Source organism: Martinezella sp. CNPSo 3964, assembly GCF_057784375.1.
Genome location: NZ_JBXSOW010000003.1, coordinates 1 through 15,256 on the forward strand (window position 1 = coordinate 1; position 15,256 = coordinate 15,256).

The following is a 15,256-nucleotide window of genomic DNA, read 5'->3' on the forward strand; positions in this document are numbered from 1 at the left end:
AAGGTGAGACAAAATCCTGGTGAATTTTTCGCGATTAGCGCCGATTTCGGGATTCATTTTACGCCGACCGGCGGAATCCTCCAGATTATCGCCGGTAAAGGGACATTCGCGTGCCTCTGCGGGCACCGGACGGGCCTCTCATTGCCAGCCGCACACCCAGGACCTAATAGGAATCGAGAGATTGAAGGGAGCGGAGATGTTGCTTCTCAATGAAAAGCTGGTGCCGGCAGCACCGACCCGGCAAATTAAGATCCTTGCTTATCACCATGCGCGGGGCATGCGGGCGTGACATATAGAGTACCCCCATTGCCGGAGCTGCCGGTCTCGCATGTGCTTGCCGATATCGGCGCGGCACTCGCCAGCAAGCGGCGTGCCGTGCTTTCCGCACCGCCGGGCGCCGGCAAGACGACGCTGGTGCCGCTTTATCTATTGGGTCAAGGCTGGCGCGGCGATGGCAAGATCATTCTTCTGGAACCACGGCGGCTGGCGGCAAGGGCCGCTGCTGCCCGAATGGCCACGCTGCTTGGCGAACAGGTCGGCGATACCGTCGGCTATCGCATGCGGCTCGACAATCGCATCTCTGCCAAGACCCGCATCGAGGTGGTGACCGAGGGCGTGTTCGCCCGCATGATCCTCGACGACCCGGAGCTCACCGGCATCTCCACCGTCATCTTTGACGAATTCCACGAGCGCTCCTTGGATGCCGATTTCGGTCTGGCGCTGGGGCTCGACGTGCAATCGGCGCTGCGGGAGGACCTGCGCATCCTCGTGATGTCGGCAACGCTGGACGTCGAGCGTGTCGCGGCCCTGCTTGACCATCCGCCCGTGATCGAGAGCATGGGCCGCAGCTTTCCGATCGAGATCCGCCATCAGGATCGACCGGCGGGAGAGCGGGTCGAGGATACGATGACACGGGCAATCCTCGACGCACATACCAATGAACAGGGCTCGATCCTCGCCTTCCTGCCGGGGCAGGCCGAAATCATCCGCACGGTTGAACGGCTCGACGGCCGGTTCGGCCCGGAGACGGTGATTGTGCCGCTCTACGGCAATCTGAGCCAGAAAGAACAGGATGCGGCGATCCGGCCCGCGCCGCAAGGCACCCGCAAGATCGTACTGGCGACGTCGATCGCTGAAACCTCCATCACCATCGACGGCGTGCGGATCGTTATCGACAGCGGCCTGCAGCGCCTGCCCGTCTTCGAGGCCTCGACCGGCATTACGCGGCTGGAGACCGTGCGCGTGTCTCGCGCCTCGGCCGATCAGCGCGCCGGCCGCGCCGGGCGAACCGAGCCGGGTATCGCCATTCGACTGTGGCATCCGGGGCAGACGGCGGCACTCCCGGCCTTTACGCCGCCACAGATCCTTTCGAGCGACCTTTCCGGTCTCGCACTCGATCTCGCTCACTGGGGTGTACAGGATCCGGCAACGCTCTCTTTCGTCGACCAACCACCGGCAACCACGCTTGCCGAGGCGCGGACCCTGCTGCGGCAGCTGAGCGCGCTCGATGCGGAAAACGGGCTGACGGCACGCGGCCGACTGATGCGGGAGCTCGCCTTGCCGCCACGGCTGGCAGCCATGGTGATTTCGGCTGGCGAATTCGGCCAGGCGCGCGAGGCAGCGTTGCTTTCCGTGCTGCTGACGGAACAGGGGCTTGGGGGGCAGAGCATCGATCTCGAAGACCGGCTGCGGCGCTTCAAGACGGAAAAGGGCGAGCGGGCGGAAGCCGCGCGTCGCCTTGCGGGGCGCCTCGCCCAGGCAGCCGGCGGCAACACCAGCCCCACCGCCTCATCTATTCCGCCGCTTGCCGGTGCATTGCTGCTGCATGCTTTTCCCGACCGCATCGCCCTGCAGCGCGGCGGACGAGGACGCTTCGTCATGGCCAATGGGCGCGGCGCGGAACTGCCGGAGACCGAGCGGCTGGCTGGATCGCAAATGCTCGTCATCGCCGACCTGACGGGACGTGCGGCGCAGGCGCGCATTCTCGCAGCGGCGGAGATTTCCCGCCCCGATGTCGAAGAGCATCTGCCGGGCGAGGTCCGCACCGAGGATCAGAGCTTTTTCGATAAAGCGAGCCGGCAGGTGCGGGCGCGACGAGCAACGCGGCTCGGCGCCATCATCTTCGAGGAAACGCCTCTGCCGCGCCCCTCCGGCGAGCAGGCAGCCAAAGCGCTGGCCGCGGGCATCCGCGAACTGGGGATCGGCGTCCTCCCCTTCTCCAAGGAAGCGACGCAGCTGCGCGACAGGATCGGCTTCTTATATAGGACGATCGGCGAACCCTGGCCCGATATGAGCGACGAAGCCTTGGCCGCGCGGCTCGATGATTGGTTCACGCCGTTTCAGACCGATGCGCGCGGGCTTTCCGACATCTCGGCCGGCGGGCTTTCCAACGGGCTGATGTCGCTGGTGCCGCACGAACTGCAGCGCGATCTCTCCCGGATGGCGCCGACGCATTTCGAGGCGCCGACCGGCCAGCGCCATCCCATACAATATGATGGCGAGGAGCCGCTGCTCACCATTCGCGTTCAGGAGCTCTTCGGGTTGAAACAGCATCCGGCGATCGGCGGCGGCAGATTGCCGCTGGTGCTGGAGTTGACATCGCCGGCGCATCGCCCGATCCAGACGACGCGCGACCTGCCGGGCTTCTGGGCCGGATCCTGGAAGGACGTGCGCGCCGACATGCGCGGCCGCTACCCAAGGCATCCGTGGCCGGAGGATCCGGCCGAGGCCTTGCCGACGATACGCGCCAAGCCACGAGGGACCTAAGAATGGCACGCTTCTTCCGGGGACTGGAAAAACTCTCCGAAGCCGAGATGAAGGCGCAGGAGGGCCATCACACCAGCCGGCGGCTCAGGCTGCAGACGCTGGTGCGGCTGCGCTGGCTTGCGGTCGGCGGTCAGACGGTAACTGTGATGATCGTCGCCTTCTGGCTGAAATTTCCGATGCCGCTCCTGGCCTGCTGCGTGCTGATCGCCTGCCTTGCCTGGATCAACTTCTTCCTGACGCTGCGCTACCCGCCGACCCATCGGCTGGAGCCACCAGCGGCCTTCGCGCTGCTCAGCCTCGACCTTCTGCAGCTCTGCGGGCTGCTGCTGATTACCGGTGGCCTCGCCAATCCCTTTTCGGCGCTGGTCTGCGTGCCCGTCATCATTTCCTTCGCCTCGCAGCCGATCCGCTACAGCATGCCGCTGATAGGCCTGGCGATGATCTGCATTACCGGCCTTGCCTTCTCTCCCTTCCCCTTGCCCTGGTACGAGGGCGTTTCCGTCAGCGTGCACAGCGTCATGCAGCTGGGCGTCTGGTGCTCCATCGCTTCCACCATGGCCTTTGCCGCCTTCTATGCCTATCGCGTCTCCATGGAAGCCTCGCAGCTTGCCGATGCGCTCTCGGCAACGGAACTGGTGCTGCAGCGGGAAAAGCATCTGTCGCAGCTCGACGGGCTGGCGGCTGCGGCCGCACATGAGCTCGGCACGCCGCTTGCGACCATCAGCGTCGTCGCCAAGGAGATGGAGCGCGAGCTCAGGGAGGACGATCGGTTCCGCGAGGATGTGGCGTTACTGCGCAGCCAGAGCGAGCGCTGCCGCGATATCCTGCGGCGGCTAACGACACTCTCCTCCGAGGACGAGGCGCATATGCGGCGGCTCACTCTGTCGTCCATGATGGAGGAGATCATCGCACCGCATCGCGAGTTCGGGATCAACCTGGAATTCATCGAAAAGAGCCCGCGCGCGGGCGAACCTGTTCTCAGCCGCAATGCCGGCATCATGTACGGTCTCGGCAACCTCATCGAAAATGCGGTCGACTATGCCCGCAAGACAGTGACTGTTACGGTGGAATACACCGCCGAAACTCTTACAATCATCATTGAAGACGATGGCAGCGGTTACTCGCCGGAAATACTGGCGCGGATCGGCGAGCCCTACGTCACCTCGCGCCAGCGCGACGACACGGCGGGCGGCCTCGGCCTCGGGCTCTTCATCGCCAAGACGCTGCTTGAACGCTCCGGTGCTGTTCTTTCCTTCGGCAATCGCGATGCGGAAACGCCGGGTGCGCGCATCCGCGTCGAATGGCCGCGCGTTTTAATCGACAGTAATTCGACAAAATGATTTTCGCGGCTTAAAACAGCGAGCGTCAAAATCGGTAGGAATATGCAGGCGAATGATCGCCGGGATAGAAGATAGAATGACGGATAAAGAGAGCACTGCCCCGCAGGCCGGGGCGACAGATGTCATAGCCCATGTAGGCCCGGACGCCACATTGTTGATCGTCGACGACGACGGTCCCTTTCTGCGCCGGCTGGCGCGGGCAATGGAAGCACGCGGCTTTACCGTGGAGACTGCAGAATCGGTGGCAGAAGGTGTCGCCAAGTCCAAGGCCAATCCGCCGAAACATGCCGTGGTCGACCTTCGCCTCGGCGACGGCAACGGACTGGATGTGATCGAAGCAATCCGCCAGCGGCGCGACGACACGCGCATCGTGGTGCTGACAGGCTACGGGAACATCGCGACGGCGGTGACTGCGGTCAAGCTCGGCGCGGTCGACTACCTCGCCAAGCCCGCCGATGCCGACGACGTCTATGCCGCGCTGACGCAGCGTCCCGGCGAAAAGGCGGAAGTGCCCGAGAACCCGATGTCGGCGGATCGCGTGCGCTGGGAACATATCCAGCGCGTCTATGAAATGTGTGAGCGCAATGTGTCCGAGACGGCCCGCCGTCTGAACATGCACCGCCGCACGCTGCAGCGCATCCTCGCCAAGCGCGCGCCGAAGTAGATTACTCGGAAGCGAAAGACTTGCCCGTCGCCCATTCGGCCAACAGCAAGCGCTGGGCGGCGGCGCGCGAGAAATTGAGCGTCACCGACTTGCGCGTTGCCGGCGGCAGGCGATGCTCCGGCGCCTCGCGGATCATGTGGGCGCCATAGCCGTCGGACAGGAACAGCCCGCAATCCTCCGGAAAGATTTCCAGCGGCACGTCCTTGTGCGTCGCGAAGAACATGCGGTCGCAATGCTGCCGGTATTCGGGCCATTTGCGGTCGACGCGGAAATCCTCGATCGAGGTCTTGATCTCGATGATCCAGATCTCGCCCTTTTCCGAGAGACTGATGAGATCGGCGCGGCGACCGCTTGAAAGCGGCAACTCCGGCAAGACCGCATGTCGCATGTCATGCAGTAATAGTTGCACGCCCTTGCGTACAAGCATGGCCCGTTCCGACTGCCGGCCATCTATTAACGGATTGTTATTGTAAACGTTCAAAATCGTCATGAATTGTCTCGGGGACAGGCCCGGCGTTGTTGCAAAAAAACCATGTCCTTCTAATTTGCGCGCCGGCGCTATTTTTGTAGGGCCAGAGCAGCTTGCAAAGCCAAGTTTAATGGAAAATAAACTTTAGACAAAGATGGTTGACAGCCATCAGTTTCCCGCCACGAAAATTCAAGAGACTTCCATGCGCATCCGTAATGCTATGACCGCACTCGGCCTTGTCGCAACGCTCGCATCGGCTGGCTATGCCACCACCGCCGCAGCAGCGCCGGCCGCAACCGCAAATTCGGCCACCGAGACCATCAAGACTTTCGATGGCGACTACGGTGTCACGAGCGACAACGGCTTCCAGCTGCCGGCGATCCCGATCCAGAAGGTGAAGCCGCAGTTCCGCCGCCAGATCGTCGAATACAAGACGGATGAGGCCGAAGGCACGATCATCGTCAACACGCGCGAGCGTCACCTCTATTACATCCTCGGCAACGGCGAAGCGATGCGCTATGGCATCGGCGTCGGCAAGCAGGGCTTCTCCTGGTCCGGCACCGCATACGTCGCCTGGAAGCAGGAATGGCCGAATTGGCATCCGCCGAAGGAAATGGCTGTTCGCCGTCCGGAAATCGCCAAGTATGTCGATGGCGGCATGAACCCGGGCCTGTCGAACCCGCTCGGTGCACGCGCCATGTATCTCTACAACGAAAAGGGCCAGGACACGCTGTTCCGCCTGCACGGCACGCCGGAATGGGCTTCGATCGGTACCGCAGCCTCCTCGGGCTGCATCCGCCTGATCAATCAGGACGTGATCGATCTCTACAGCCGCGTTCTTCCAGGCCGCAGCACCAAGGTCATCGTTATCCAGTAATTTGCTGGCATTCGAATTGAAAAAAGCCGCCGGATATCGATTCGGCGGCTTTTTTGTTTGGAGAGCTCGGGATCGGTCCTAACCGTTCCACCCGCCCTCGTCCTTCGAGGCTCCGCCCCCTTCGACAAGCTCAGGGCCTGCGCACCTCAGGATGAGCGCTGACCTCTTTTCCCAGAGCCTTTGGGTTCTCGCAATTCCAGGAAAACCGCTACGCACTTTTCCTGGAATTGCGCTAGCCGCAAACTCACTCCACCTCATCCTGAGGTGCCTTGCCGTCGAAGCATCAGCGTAGACGGCAAGGCCTCGAAGGGTCGAGGTGGCCTCCGATGGAGAGAAGGATCACTTCGCCTGCTTTGCCTTCAGCTCGATGCGGCGGCGGTGCAAGACCGGTTCGGTATAGCCGTTCGGCTGCTCGCGCCCCTTGAGGACGAGATCAAGCGCTGCCTGGAAGGCGACCGAACCGTCGAAATTGCCGGACATCGCGATGTAGCTGGGATCGTCAGCATTCTGCTGATCGACGACGGCGGCCATGCGCTTCATGGTTTCGACGACCTGCGCTTGCGTGATGACCTTGTGGTGCAGCCAGTTCGCCATATGCTGCGCCGAGATGCGCAGGGTGGCGCGGTCCTCCATGAGGCCGACATTGTTGATGTCAGGCACCTTGGAGCAGCCGACGCCCTGATCGACCCAGCGCACGACATAGCCGAGGATGCCCTGGCTGTTGTTGTCGATCTCTCGCTGAATTTCCTCCGGCGACCAGTTCGGCCGCGAGGCGACCGGGACGGAGAGGATATCGGAGAGCTTGGCGCGGCCGCGGCTCTTCAGGCTCTTCTGCACGTCGGCGACATTGACGCGGTGATAATGCGTGGCATGCAGCGTGGCGGCCGTCGGGGACGGCACCCAGGCGGTGTTGGCACCGGCCTTCGGGTGGGCGATCTTCTGCTCGAGCATGGCGGCCATCAGGTCGGGCATCGCCCACATGCCCTTGCCGATCTGGGCATGGCCGGACAGGCCGCATTCCAGGCCGATATCGACGTTCCAGTTCTCGTAGGCGCCGATCCAGGCGGCCTGCTTCATGTCGCCCTTGCGGATCATCGGGCCGGCCTCCATCGAGGTATGGATTTCGTCGCCGGTGCGATCGAGGAAGCCAGTGTTGATGAAGACGACGCGCTCGCGGGCGGCGCGGATCGCTTCCTTGAGGTTCACCGTCGTGCGGCGCTCCTCGTCCATGATGCCCATCTTCATGGTGTTTCTGGGCATGCCGAGCAGGTCTTCGACGCGCGTGAAGATATCGACCGCGAAGGCGACTTCTTCCGGGCCGTGCATCTTCGGCTTGACGACATACATGGAACCTGTGCGCGAATTCTTGCGGCGGCCGTTCGGACCGATATCATAGAGCGCGATCAAGCCGGTGATGACGGCATCCATGACGCCTTCCGGCACCTCGTTGCCATCCCGGTCTAGGATCGCAGGATTGGTCATCAGATGGCCGACATTGCGCACCAGCATCAGCGAGCGGCAATGCAGGTCGAAGGTGCTGCCGTCGGGTGCGGTATAGGTGACATCGGGGTTGAGCCGGCGCGTAAAGGTCTTGCCGCCCTTGGCGACGTCCTCGGTCAGGTCGCCCTTCATCAGGCCGAGCCAGTTGCGATAGACCTCGGCCTTGTCTTCGGCATCGACGGCCGCGATCGAATCCTCGCAGTCCATGATCGTCGTGATCGCCGATTCCAGCCGGACGTCCGAAATGCCGGCCGGGTCGGTCTTGCCGATGGCTGTGCTGGCGTCGATGACGATCTCGATATGGATGCCGTTCTGCTTCAGAAGAATATGCGTCGGGGTGGCGACATCGCCGAGATAGCCGGCGAAATGGCCGCCATCGGCGAGCTTTACGGCGCCGCCCTTGGCCGCGATCGCCAGCGTGCCATCCTTGACCGCAAGGCCGGTGATATCCTTCCAGCTTGCGCCATCGAGCGGCACGGTGGAATCGAGGAAATCGCGAACCCAGGCGATAACCTTCTCACCACGCTTGGGATTGTATCCCTTGCCCTTTTCGGCGCCATCCGTCTCGGGGATGGCATCGGTGCCGTAGAGCGCGTCGTAAAGCGATCCCCAGCGGGCATTGGCCGCATTCAGGGCGTAGCGGGCGTTCATGACGGGAACAACGAGCTGCGGGCCGGCAATGTGGGAAATCTCGGGATCGACATTGGCGGTCGACACGGCAAAGGCCGGACCTTCGGGCACGATATAGCCGATGTCGCGCAGGAAGGCTTCGTAGGCGGCGAGATCGACGGGCGCGCCGTTCTTGCGATACCAGTCGTCAAGCGCTGCCTGCATGCGGTCACGCTTGGCGAGAAGCTCGCGGTTCCTCGGCGCGAGATCGTGGACGATCTCGGAAAAACCGGCAAAGAAGGCATCGGCATCCACGCCCGAACCCGGCAGCGCCTCCTTGACGAGGAAATCGTAAAGGACCTGCTCGATCTGAAGCCCGTGTTTATCAATGCGGCTCATGCCATATACTCCTCAAGGCCGTTCTACGGCTCAATTTTTACATGTTGCCACTTTGCTCACGGTTTCACTTCTGTCAATTTGGCAATAGTTCGAAAGATTTATGCTTCTGCGGAAATAATTAGTCCGCAGCGATTCGCGGGCGACCGCTGGCGATGGCGATAAACCGCGCCTCGATCAGTTTGCGATTGCCCTCAACCTCCGGCGCATCAATCTGCTCGTCCACCGCCACGACGAGATCGACCGCACCATTCAACCTTGCCTGCGCCATCGCGGCTTCGACGGCCCGCGAGCGGGCATCGGCAAAGCTTCTGCTCTCGTCGGTGAAGCGCAGGCTCTCGCCGGCGCCGTTCAGGATATAGATGCCATCTTCCGGCATGGTGACGAAGACGATGGCGCTGGCCCTCACCTGGCCGACGACAGCGCCGACGGCATTGGCGACATCCGAATCACCCGGAATGGCGCTCTCGGTCGCCAGCATTTCCGCGATCGCCGGATAATAGACCGGCGCGGACGCGCCGAGCCCGACGAGCGGGCGATCAAGGGAAATGGCGAAGCGGGCAATTCCCGGCGCGCGACGAAGGGCGCGATCGATGGAGGTGGATTTGGCGGGATCGAGATCGGCCACGCCGTCCTCGGCCAGGCAGGCGGCAAGGATGACATCGGCCGACTGGCGGGTAAGGCGATCGACGATCCTCTGCGCGAGTTCCTCGACAGATGCCGCGATGGGGCGGCCGGAGCCATCCTTCAGCCGCATCGCCAGCGCCAGTCCCAAGCTGGCCGCTTCGGCATTCCACTGGCTTTGCCGGCCAAGCACATGCATGGCATCCGATGGCGTCAGGCCGCTCAGATGCACGAGGCCGCGCGCGACAAGCCGGTCCAAAGTCGCCTTCTGCGACGTCATCGTCAGAAGCTTGTCGAGCGCGACGGGAACGGCACCGATCCGGTCGAACAACGCCTGCTCGGGTGCTGTAAGACCGCTGGCAAGATGATCAGGTACGCCGGTGCGGAGCGCAAAGCGGCCGGCGTTGCGAGCGAGATGCGTCGCCCGCAACTGCTGCTCCAGCACATTCAGGACGGCATCGCCATGCATGTGAGCGGCAAGGCTGAGCGGCAACAAGCGACGTGGGCCGAGCTCGAAGGCAGCGACAAGGCCGCGATCGCTGATCTTCACTTCGGAATCGCCGCCGAGACCATAGGTGCGCATGGCAACGGCCTCGACCATGGTGCGATAGCCTCCAACCACGGCGCCATCGGCATCCAGCCGCGGCCGGCCATCCTCCATGACGGCGACATCGGTAGTGGTGCCGCCGATATCGGAAACGACGGCATTGTCGAGACCGGTGAGATAGCGCGCGCCGACGAGACTTGCTGCCGGACCCGACAGGATAGTCTCGATCGGCCGGAGCTTTGCCTCATCGGCCGAAATCAGGGCGCCATCGCCGCGCACCACCATCATCGGCGCGGAAATGCCGCGCGTCGCCAAAAACCCTTCGCAGGCGCCGACCAGACGATCAATCATCGAGACGAGGCGGGCATTGAGCAGCGTCGTCAAGGCGCGGCGCGGCCCGCCGAGCTTGGAGGAAAGCTCATGGCTGCAGGTGACGGGCAGATGCGAGATCTCGCGGATGCAGTCCCGTACCCTGATTTCATGAGCCGGATTCCGCACGGCGAAATAGCCGGCGACGGCAAATGACGACACCGATTTGGCCAGTTCCGGCAAGGCCTCTTGCAGTGCTGTCAGATCGAGCGGGTTTTCATTGCCGTGAACATTATGGCCACCGGGAAGATAGATCACCGGATCCGACCCCAGCGCCTCCGCCAAACCATCGCGCTTGAGATCCTCCGGGCCGAAGCCGATCATGACTAGCCCGGCGCGGCCGCCCTGCCCTTCGACAAGCGCATTGGTGGCAAGCGTCGTCGACAGCGACACGAGGCCGATGGCTGAGACGGGAATCTCGGCCTTGGCAATCACGGCATCGACGGCGCCGGCAATGCCGACGGCCAGATCATGCCGCGTGGTCAGGGATTTCGCCTTGGCGATCACGCCATCGGTTTCATGGAAGAGAACGGCATCGGTGTAGGTTCCACCCGTATCGATGCCAAGCAGGAAGTGAGACGTCACGCTGATATAAAACCTCTGGAGCGGGTAATGACCATGAACTTCCACAACGTCTATGAAGATGTGAACGGAGCGGCGAGCGCAGAGCCTATCTCGCCCTTGGCGGGCGAGAAAGCAATTTCATTGGTTTAGGAATTGCGGCACCAGAAGTTCCACACGTCCAAAGCTCGGCGCAATTTCTAAATCATTGAAATTGCAAGAGAGGGGGCTTTTCTTGCTCGAATGATGTCGAGCAAGGTGCGCCCCTGCCTACCCCCGCCCTTGCAATTTCTAAGAATTAGATGAGGGAGAGCCCTCACCTAATCCCAAGAAATTGCTTTCCGCCCGCCAGGGGCGGGATAAGCCCGCATTCTCAGCCGTCAGCTCTTCGCTTTCGCTCCGAGCGTTCGTCACTGCAATCGATTCACCGGATCGATTGCTTCGGCTTTGCCGAACCATTCCTCACCGTGACCCGCATCGGCAATCCGCCGCGCGGCTGGGTCGTGAGCTTCTGCACCGGCCAGGGATCGGTTTCATCTGTCAGATCGAAGCGGAAGCGGCGCATCATGACGGCGAGGGCAATGACCGCCTCCTGAAGCGCGAAAGTCGCGCCGATGCAGACGCGCGGGCCGGCGCCGAAGGGTAGATACTGGAAACGGTTGATCTTCGCCCGGTTTTCCGGAAGAAAGCGCTCGGGCATGAAGGCGCGCGGCTTTTCCCAGTAGAGTTCATGACGATGCAGCGTCCAGGGCATGATCAGGACCGTGATCCCCTTCTCTATCGTCACCCGCTCGCCCTTGGCGCTTGTCCATTCGTCATCGGCGATCGCGGCGCGATTGATCGACGGCGCCGGCGGATAGAGGCGCATTGCCTCCTCGAAGGCAGCGCGGACATACGGCATCAGGTCGAGCCAGGCGACCGGCTCCGCATCGGTTGCGAGCACCCGGTCGATTTCCTCTTCCATAGCCTGGCGAATGTGCGGACTGTTGGCGACGCAATAGAGTGTCCAGGCAAGCGCACGGGCTGTCGTCTCGTGGCCTGCGCCAATGAAGGTGAGGATATTGTCCTCGATCTCCTCCATGGTGAGGCCATCCGGACCGGCCTTTTCCAGCAGCAGCGTCAGAAAATCATCCGGCGCGCTGGCGCGATCCCTGCGCATCTTGTCCAGACGCAAGTCCATGGTGTTGCGGACGATCCCGCGGAATTTGTCGAGCATGCGCTGACCGCCGATGCGGGTAAGGCGCGGCACCCATCCGGGTGCGCGCAGGAGATCCATGGGATCGACCCGACCCATGCGGTGCAGCAGCTCGTTGACGTCGTCGGAAAAACTCGTGCTTTCGGTGACGATCTCGCCGGAGAACAGGGTCTCCGCCAGGATGACGAAGGTCAGCTCGGTCATGTCGGCCGCGATATCGAACACCACGCCTTCGTCACCGATTTCCTCATACTTCTGCAGATAATCCAGGCTCTGGCTCAGCATCTGCCCGGCGAAACCCTGGGCATGGCGCGGCGTGAAGACCGGTGCAACCGCCTTGCGCGAGCGCTTCCATACCTGCCCTTCCGCCGTCAGCAGACCATCGCGCAGGATCGGCCGCAGCACGAGCTGGCGAATATCCGCCATGCGGTAGTTGGCGGCGTTGTCGACCAGAACATGCTTGATCAGGCCGGGATCGTTGACGATCAACGTCCGCTCGTTGAAGAACTTCGTCTTGATCCAGGGCAGCGTGTAGGAAGGCTCACCCCAAAGCTCGAGCGGATTGCGCAGGATGGTCTTGATGATCGTCCACCGCGACGGCGGGACGGTGCGCGGAATCGGCGCCGGCGGGGAGAAGGCTTCCGGAATCATGTCCATGGGATCCATTCTCCTCGAAACTGGGCGGTATTTGATCTAACACAGCATGAGCGACGCACCCATCCGATATGGTGGGTGCCGCCCGCAAAATCCAGACGATAAAACGTCGCGCCGCGCGCCTAAAGCGCATCGCGATCTTTCAGATTCGCTTCTCGCGCTTTAGGTTCTTGATTGTGCGCATGTCGCTATCGCAAAACCGCTGCGCAGTTTTGCGCGACATGCCTAGAGCAAAGACTTCAGGTCGCTCAGCTTATCATTGATGAGCCAGCCATAATAATTTTCTTCCGGCCAGACCGGCTGCGATGAGCCGCGGTTCTTGGCGGCAAGGGCAGCGGCGCGCTTGCGGGAGTTGCCGAGATTATAGAGCGTCGCGGTGATGCCAGGATTGCCTGAGATATCCATGCCGGCGATCGAGCGATAGTCGTCGATCGACTTGCGGATCGAGGCTGCGACAAAGGCCAGCGACAGATCCGGGTCCATGATCGCCTTGTAGACGCCACCCGCATCCTTCTCGTTGAGCTTCGGGATGCCCGAGGTGCGGCTGACGAGATCGGAAAGCTCCAGCGCCGTCAGCGGATTGACCTGACCAAGGCCGAAGGTCTGTCCGGCATAGAAGGGCTGGAAGAAGACCGCGCTGAAGCGGTTGTCGGGATAGGATTTGCCGCCGACCGTCTTGCCGCGGAAATCGTCGTCCCAGACATCCTCGCGGCAGGTCCAGAGACTATAGGAATCGCCCTTGGCCTTGCAGGTGTCGAATTGCGGGCGGGCGATGAAATCATCGACGTTTTCGCCATTATACGCGAAGCGGAAGCTCTGGCCGGCATAGGAGGCAGCCTTGACGTAATAGGACTGCAGCCCGTCATAGGCGTCGACATTATAGGTGTGCTCACCGACCAGCGCGCCGATGATATGGATCGGATCGATACCATAGGCCCGCGCCGTCGACTTGATCTTCGACATCAGTTTCGTATCGGTCGCCAGCAGCTCCCGCACCTTCTGGTACTTGCGGTCGAAGGTGGAATTGGTGCCGCGCGTACGCCGGACCGAAGCGCCGGGAACCGGCGGCTGTTCGGCGTTGCGGTTGCCCGGAGGCACTGAGGTCGCCGCCTCGGCATCGGCCGGGATCCAGGAGAGGCTGACGACTGCCAGAAGAAGAGTGATCAGTATCCGTCGCAAGATGGCTGTCCTGTCGAAGTTTCCACCGATGTTTCCGTGCGGCTGCCTGAAGGATAATCTTGGCCGAATAAAGCCATACGACACAAAGAAACGGGCCCCTAACTAAAAAGTTAACGGCCCGCTGTCGAGTGTTTACTGTTTTAAATCGCTTCCGCCGCCTGCTTACAGGATAAAGCGGGAGAGGTCGGTGTTTGTGGCGAGGTCGCCGACATGCTCGCGGACATAGGCGGCATCGATGGTTATCGAGACGCCGGCGCGATCCGAGGCGTTATAGGAGATCTCGTCGAGCACGCGCTCCATGACCGTCTGCAGGCGACGGGCGCCGATATTCTCGACGGTGGAGTTCAGATGCACGGCAACATCGGCGAGAGCGTCGATCGCGTCATCCGTGAAGTCGAGCTTCAGGTCTTCCGTTTCCATCAGTGCCTTGTACTGGCGGATGAGGCTTGCCTGCGGCTCGGTGAGGATGCGGCGGAAGTCTTCCTTGGTCAGCGGACGGAGCTCGACGCGGATCGGCAGACGACCCTGCAGCTCGGGCAGCAGATCCGAGGGTTTCGAGACATGGAAAGCACCGGATGCGATGAAGAGGATGTGGTCGGTCTTGACCGGGCCATACTTCGTCGAAACCGTCGTGCCTTCGACCAGCGGCAGCAGGTCGCGCTGCACGCCTTCGCGGGAGACACCGGCACCCATGCCGCCATCGCGGGCAGCGATCTTGTCGATCTCGTCGAGGAAGACGATGCCGTCATTCTCGGCCGACTGCACGGCTTCGCGCTGGATCGCCTCATTGTCGATCAACTTGTCGGATTCGTCGCGGATCAGCTCCTTGTAGGAGTCCTTGACCGTGGTGCGAACCTTCTTCGTGCGGCCGCCCATGGCCTTGCCGAACATTTCGGAAAGGTTGAGCACGCCGATATTGGCACCCGGCATGCCGGGGATTTCGAAGCCACCGGGCATGCCGGAGCCGGTGTCGGAAACTTCGATGTCGATTTCCTTGTCGTCAAGCTGACCGTCCCGCAGCTTCTTGCGGAAGCTGTCGCGCGTCGCCGGCGATGCAGTGGCACCGACCAGCGCATCGAGCACGCGCTCTTCGGCGCTCATATGCGCCTTGGCCTGCACCTCGGCACGCTTCTTTTCGCGCACCAGGCCGATGCCGACTTCGACGAGGTCACGGACAATCTGTTCGACGTCGCGGCCGACATAGCCGACTTCGGTGAATTTCGTGGCTTCGACCTTGATGAAGGGCGCGCCGGCAAGCTTGGCAAGGCGGCGGGAGATTTCCGTCTTGCCGACGCCGGTCGGGCCGATCATCAGGATGTTCTTGGGCATGACTTCGTCGCGCAGCTCGGGCTCGAGCTGCTGGCGGCGCCAGCGGTTGCGCAATGCGATCGCCACGGCGCGCTTGGCCTCATGCTGGCCGACAATGTAACGATCGAGCTCCGAAACGATCTCGCGGGGGGAAAAAGTGGTCATTTCGTATGTTCCCTGTCAGGGCTAGAAACTATC

The 15,256-nt window shown here is 62.1% G+C and carries 10 protein-coding genes; 4 read left to right on the forward strand and 6 right to left on the reverse strand.

The genetic code is table 11. The features are described from left to right. Positions 1 to 285 precede the first annotated feature (285 nt). From hrpB to AC13Q5_RS10580, 3 genes are all read left to right on the forward strand, one after another. Positions 286 to 2,766: an ATP-dependent helicase HrpB gene (hrpB, locus tag AC13Q5_RS10570; protein WP_488501636.1), complete on the forward strand. Its 2,481-nt coding sequence runs from the start codon at positions 286 to 288 to the stop codon at positions 2,764 to 2,766. Between the two features lie 47 nt (positions 2,767 to 2,813). Beyond that, positions 2,814 to 4,106, forward strand: coding sequence for an ActS/PrrB/RegB family redox-sensitive histidine kinase (locus AC13Q5_RS10575; protein WP_488501999.1), 1,293 nt, complete (start codon positions 2,814 to 2,816; stop codon positions 4,104 to 4,106). 76 nt (positions 4,107 to 4,182) lie between these two features. Then, positions 4,183 to 4,770, forward strand: a complete 588-nt coding sequence (locus tag AC13Q5_RS10580) for an ActR/PrrA/RegA family redox response regulator transcription factor (protein ID WP_075853786.1) — start codon at positions 4,183 to 4,185, stop codon at positions 4,768 to 4,770. 1 nt (position 4,771) lies between these two features. Here AC13Q5_RS10580 and AC13Q5_RS10585 read toward each other — a convergent pair whose 3' ends face one another. Beyond that, entirely contained in the window at positions 4,772 to 5,260 is a 489-nt protein-coding gene (locus tag AC13Q5_RS10585) for an MmcB family DNA repair protein (RefSeq protein WP_488501637.1), read from the reverse strand. A 181-nt stretch (positions 5,261 to 5,441) separates the two neighbouring features. Between AC13Q5_RS10585 and AC13Q5_RS10590 the strand changes: the two genes are divergently transcribed. Next, entirely contained in the window at positions 5,442 to 6,116 is a 675-nt protein-coding gene (locus AC13Q5_RS10590) for a L,D-transpeptidase (RefSeq protein WP_075853787.1), read from the forward strand. 339 nt (positions 6,117 to 6,455) lie between these two features. Here the strand turns inward: AC13Q5_RS10590 and AC13Q5_RS10595 are convergent, their stop codons facing one another. From AC13Q5_RS10595 to hslU, 5 genes are all read right to left on the reverse strand, one after another. Continuing rightward, on the reverse strand, positions 6,456 to 8,624 hold the full coding sequence (locus AC13Q5_RS10595) for a malate synthase G (RefSeq protein WP_488501638.1): 2,169 nt from the start codon (positions 8,622 to 8,624) through the stop codon (positions 6,456 to 6,458). 118 nt (positions 8,625 to 8,742) lie between these two features. After that, the gene (locus tag AC13Q5_RS10600; RefSeq protein ID WP_488501639.1) at positions 8,743 to 10,746 is read right to left on the reverse strand and encodes a hydantoinase/oxoprolinase N-terminal domain-containing protein; all 2,004 of its coding nucleotides are present in this window, start codon (positions 10,744 to 10,746) and stop codon (positions 8,743 to 8,745) included. A gap of 400 nt (positions 10,747 to 11,146) precedes the next feature. Then, the gene (locus AC13Q5_RS10605) at positions 11,147 to 12,574 is read right to left on the reverse strand and encodes a cytochrome P450 (protein ID WP_488501640.1); all 1,428 of its coding nucleotides are present in this window, start codon (positions 12,572 to 12,574) and stop codon (positions 11,147 to 11,149) included. Positions 12,575 to 12,796: 222 nt separating this feature from the next. Next, entirely contained in the window at positions 12,797 to 13,750 is a 954-nt protein-coding gene (locus tag AC13Q5_RS10610) for a DUF1402 family protein (protein ID WP_488501641.1), read from the reverse strand. A gap of 162 nt (positions 13,751 to 13,912) precedes the next feature. Further along, positions 13,913 to 15,223: an ATP-dependent protease ATPase subunit HslU gene (gene hslU / locus AC13Q5_RS10615; protein WP_457881569.1), complete on the reverse strand. Its 1,311-nt coding sequence runs from the start codon at positions 15,221 to 15,223 to the stop codon at positions 13,913 to 13,915. Between the last annotated feature and the right edge of the window lie 33 nt (positions 15,224 to 15,256).

What these genes read in the sequence shown, in the direction of transcription:
- AC13Q5_RS10575 (WP_488501999.1), top strand. Translation starts at nt 2,814, where the DNA reads ATGAAGGCGCAGGAGGGCCATCACACCAGCCGGCGGCTCAGGCTGCAG.
- AC13Q5_RS10580 (WP_075853786.1), top strand. Translation starts at nt 4,183, where the DNA reads ATGACGGATAAAGAGAGCACTGCCCCGCAGGCCGGGGCGACAGATGTC.
- AC13Q5_RS10585 (WP_488501637.1), bottom strand. Translation starts at nt 5,260, where the DNA reads ATGACGATTTTGAACGTTTACAATAACAATCCGTTAATAGATGGCCGG.
- AC13Q5_RS10590 (WP_075853787.1), top strand. Translation starts at nt 5,442, where the DNA reads ATGCGCATCCGTAATGCTATGACCGCACTCGGCCTTGTCGCAACGCTC.
- AC13Q5_RS10595 (WP_488501638.1), bottom strand. Translation starts at nt 8,624, where the DNA reads ATGAGCCGCATTGATAAACACGGGCTTCAGATCGAGCAGGTCCTTTAC.
- AC13Q5_RS10605 (WP_488501640.1), bottom strand. Translation starts at nt 12,574, where the DNA reads ATGGACATGATTCCGGAAGCCTTCTCCCCGCCGGCGCCGATTCCGCGC.
- hslU (WP_457881569.1), bottom strand. Translation starts at nt 15,223, where the DNA reads ATGACCACTTTTTCCCCCCGCGAGATCGTTTCGGAGCTCGATCGTTAC.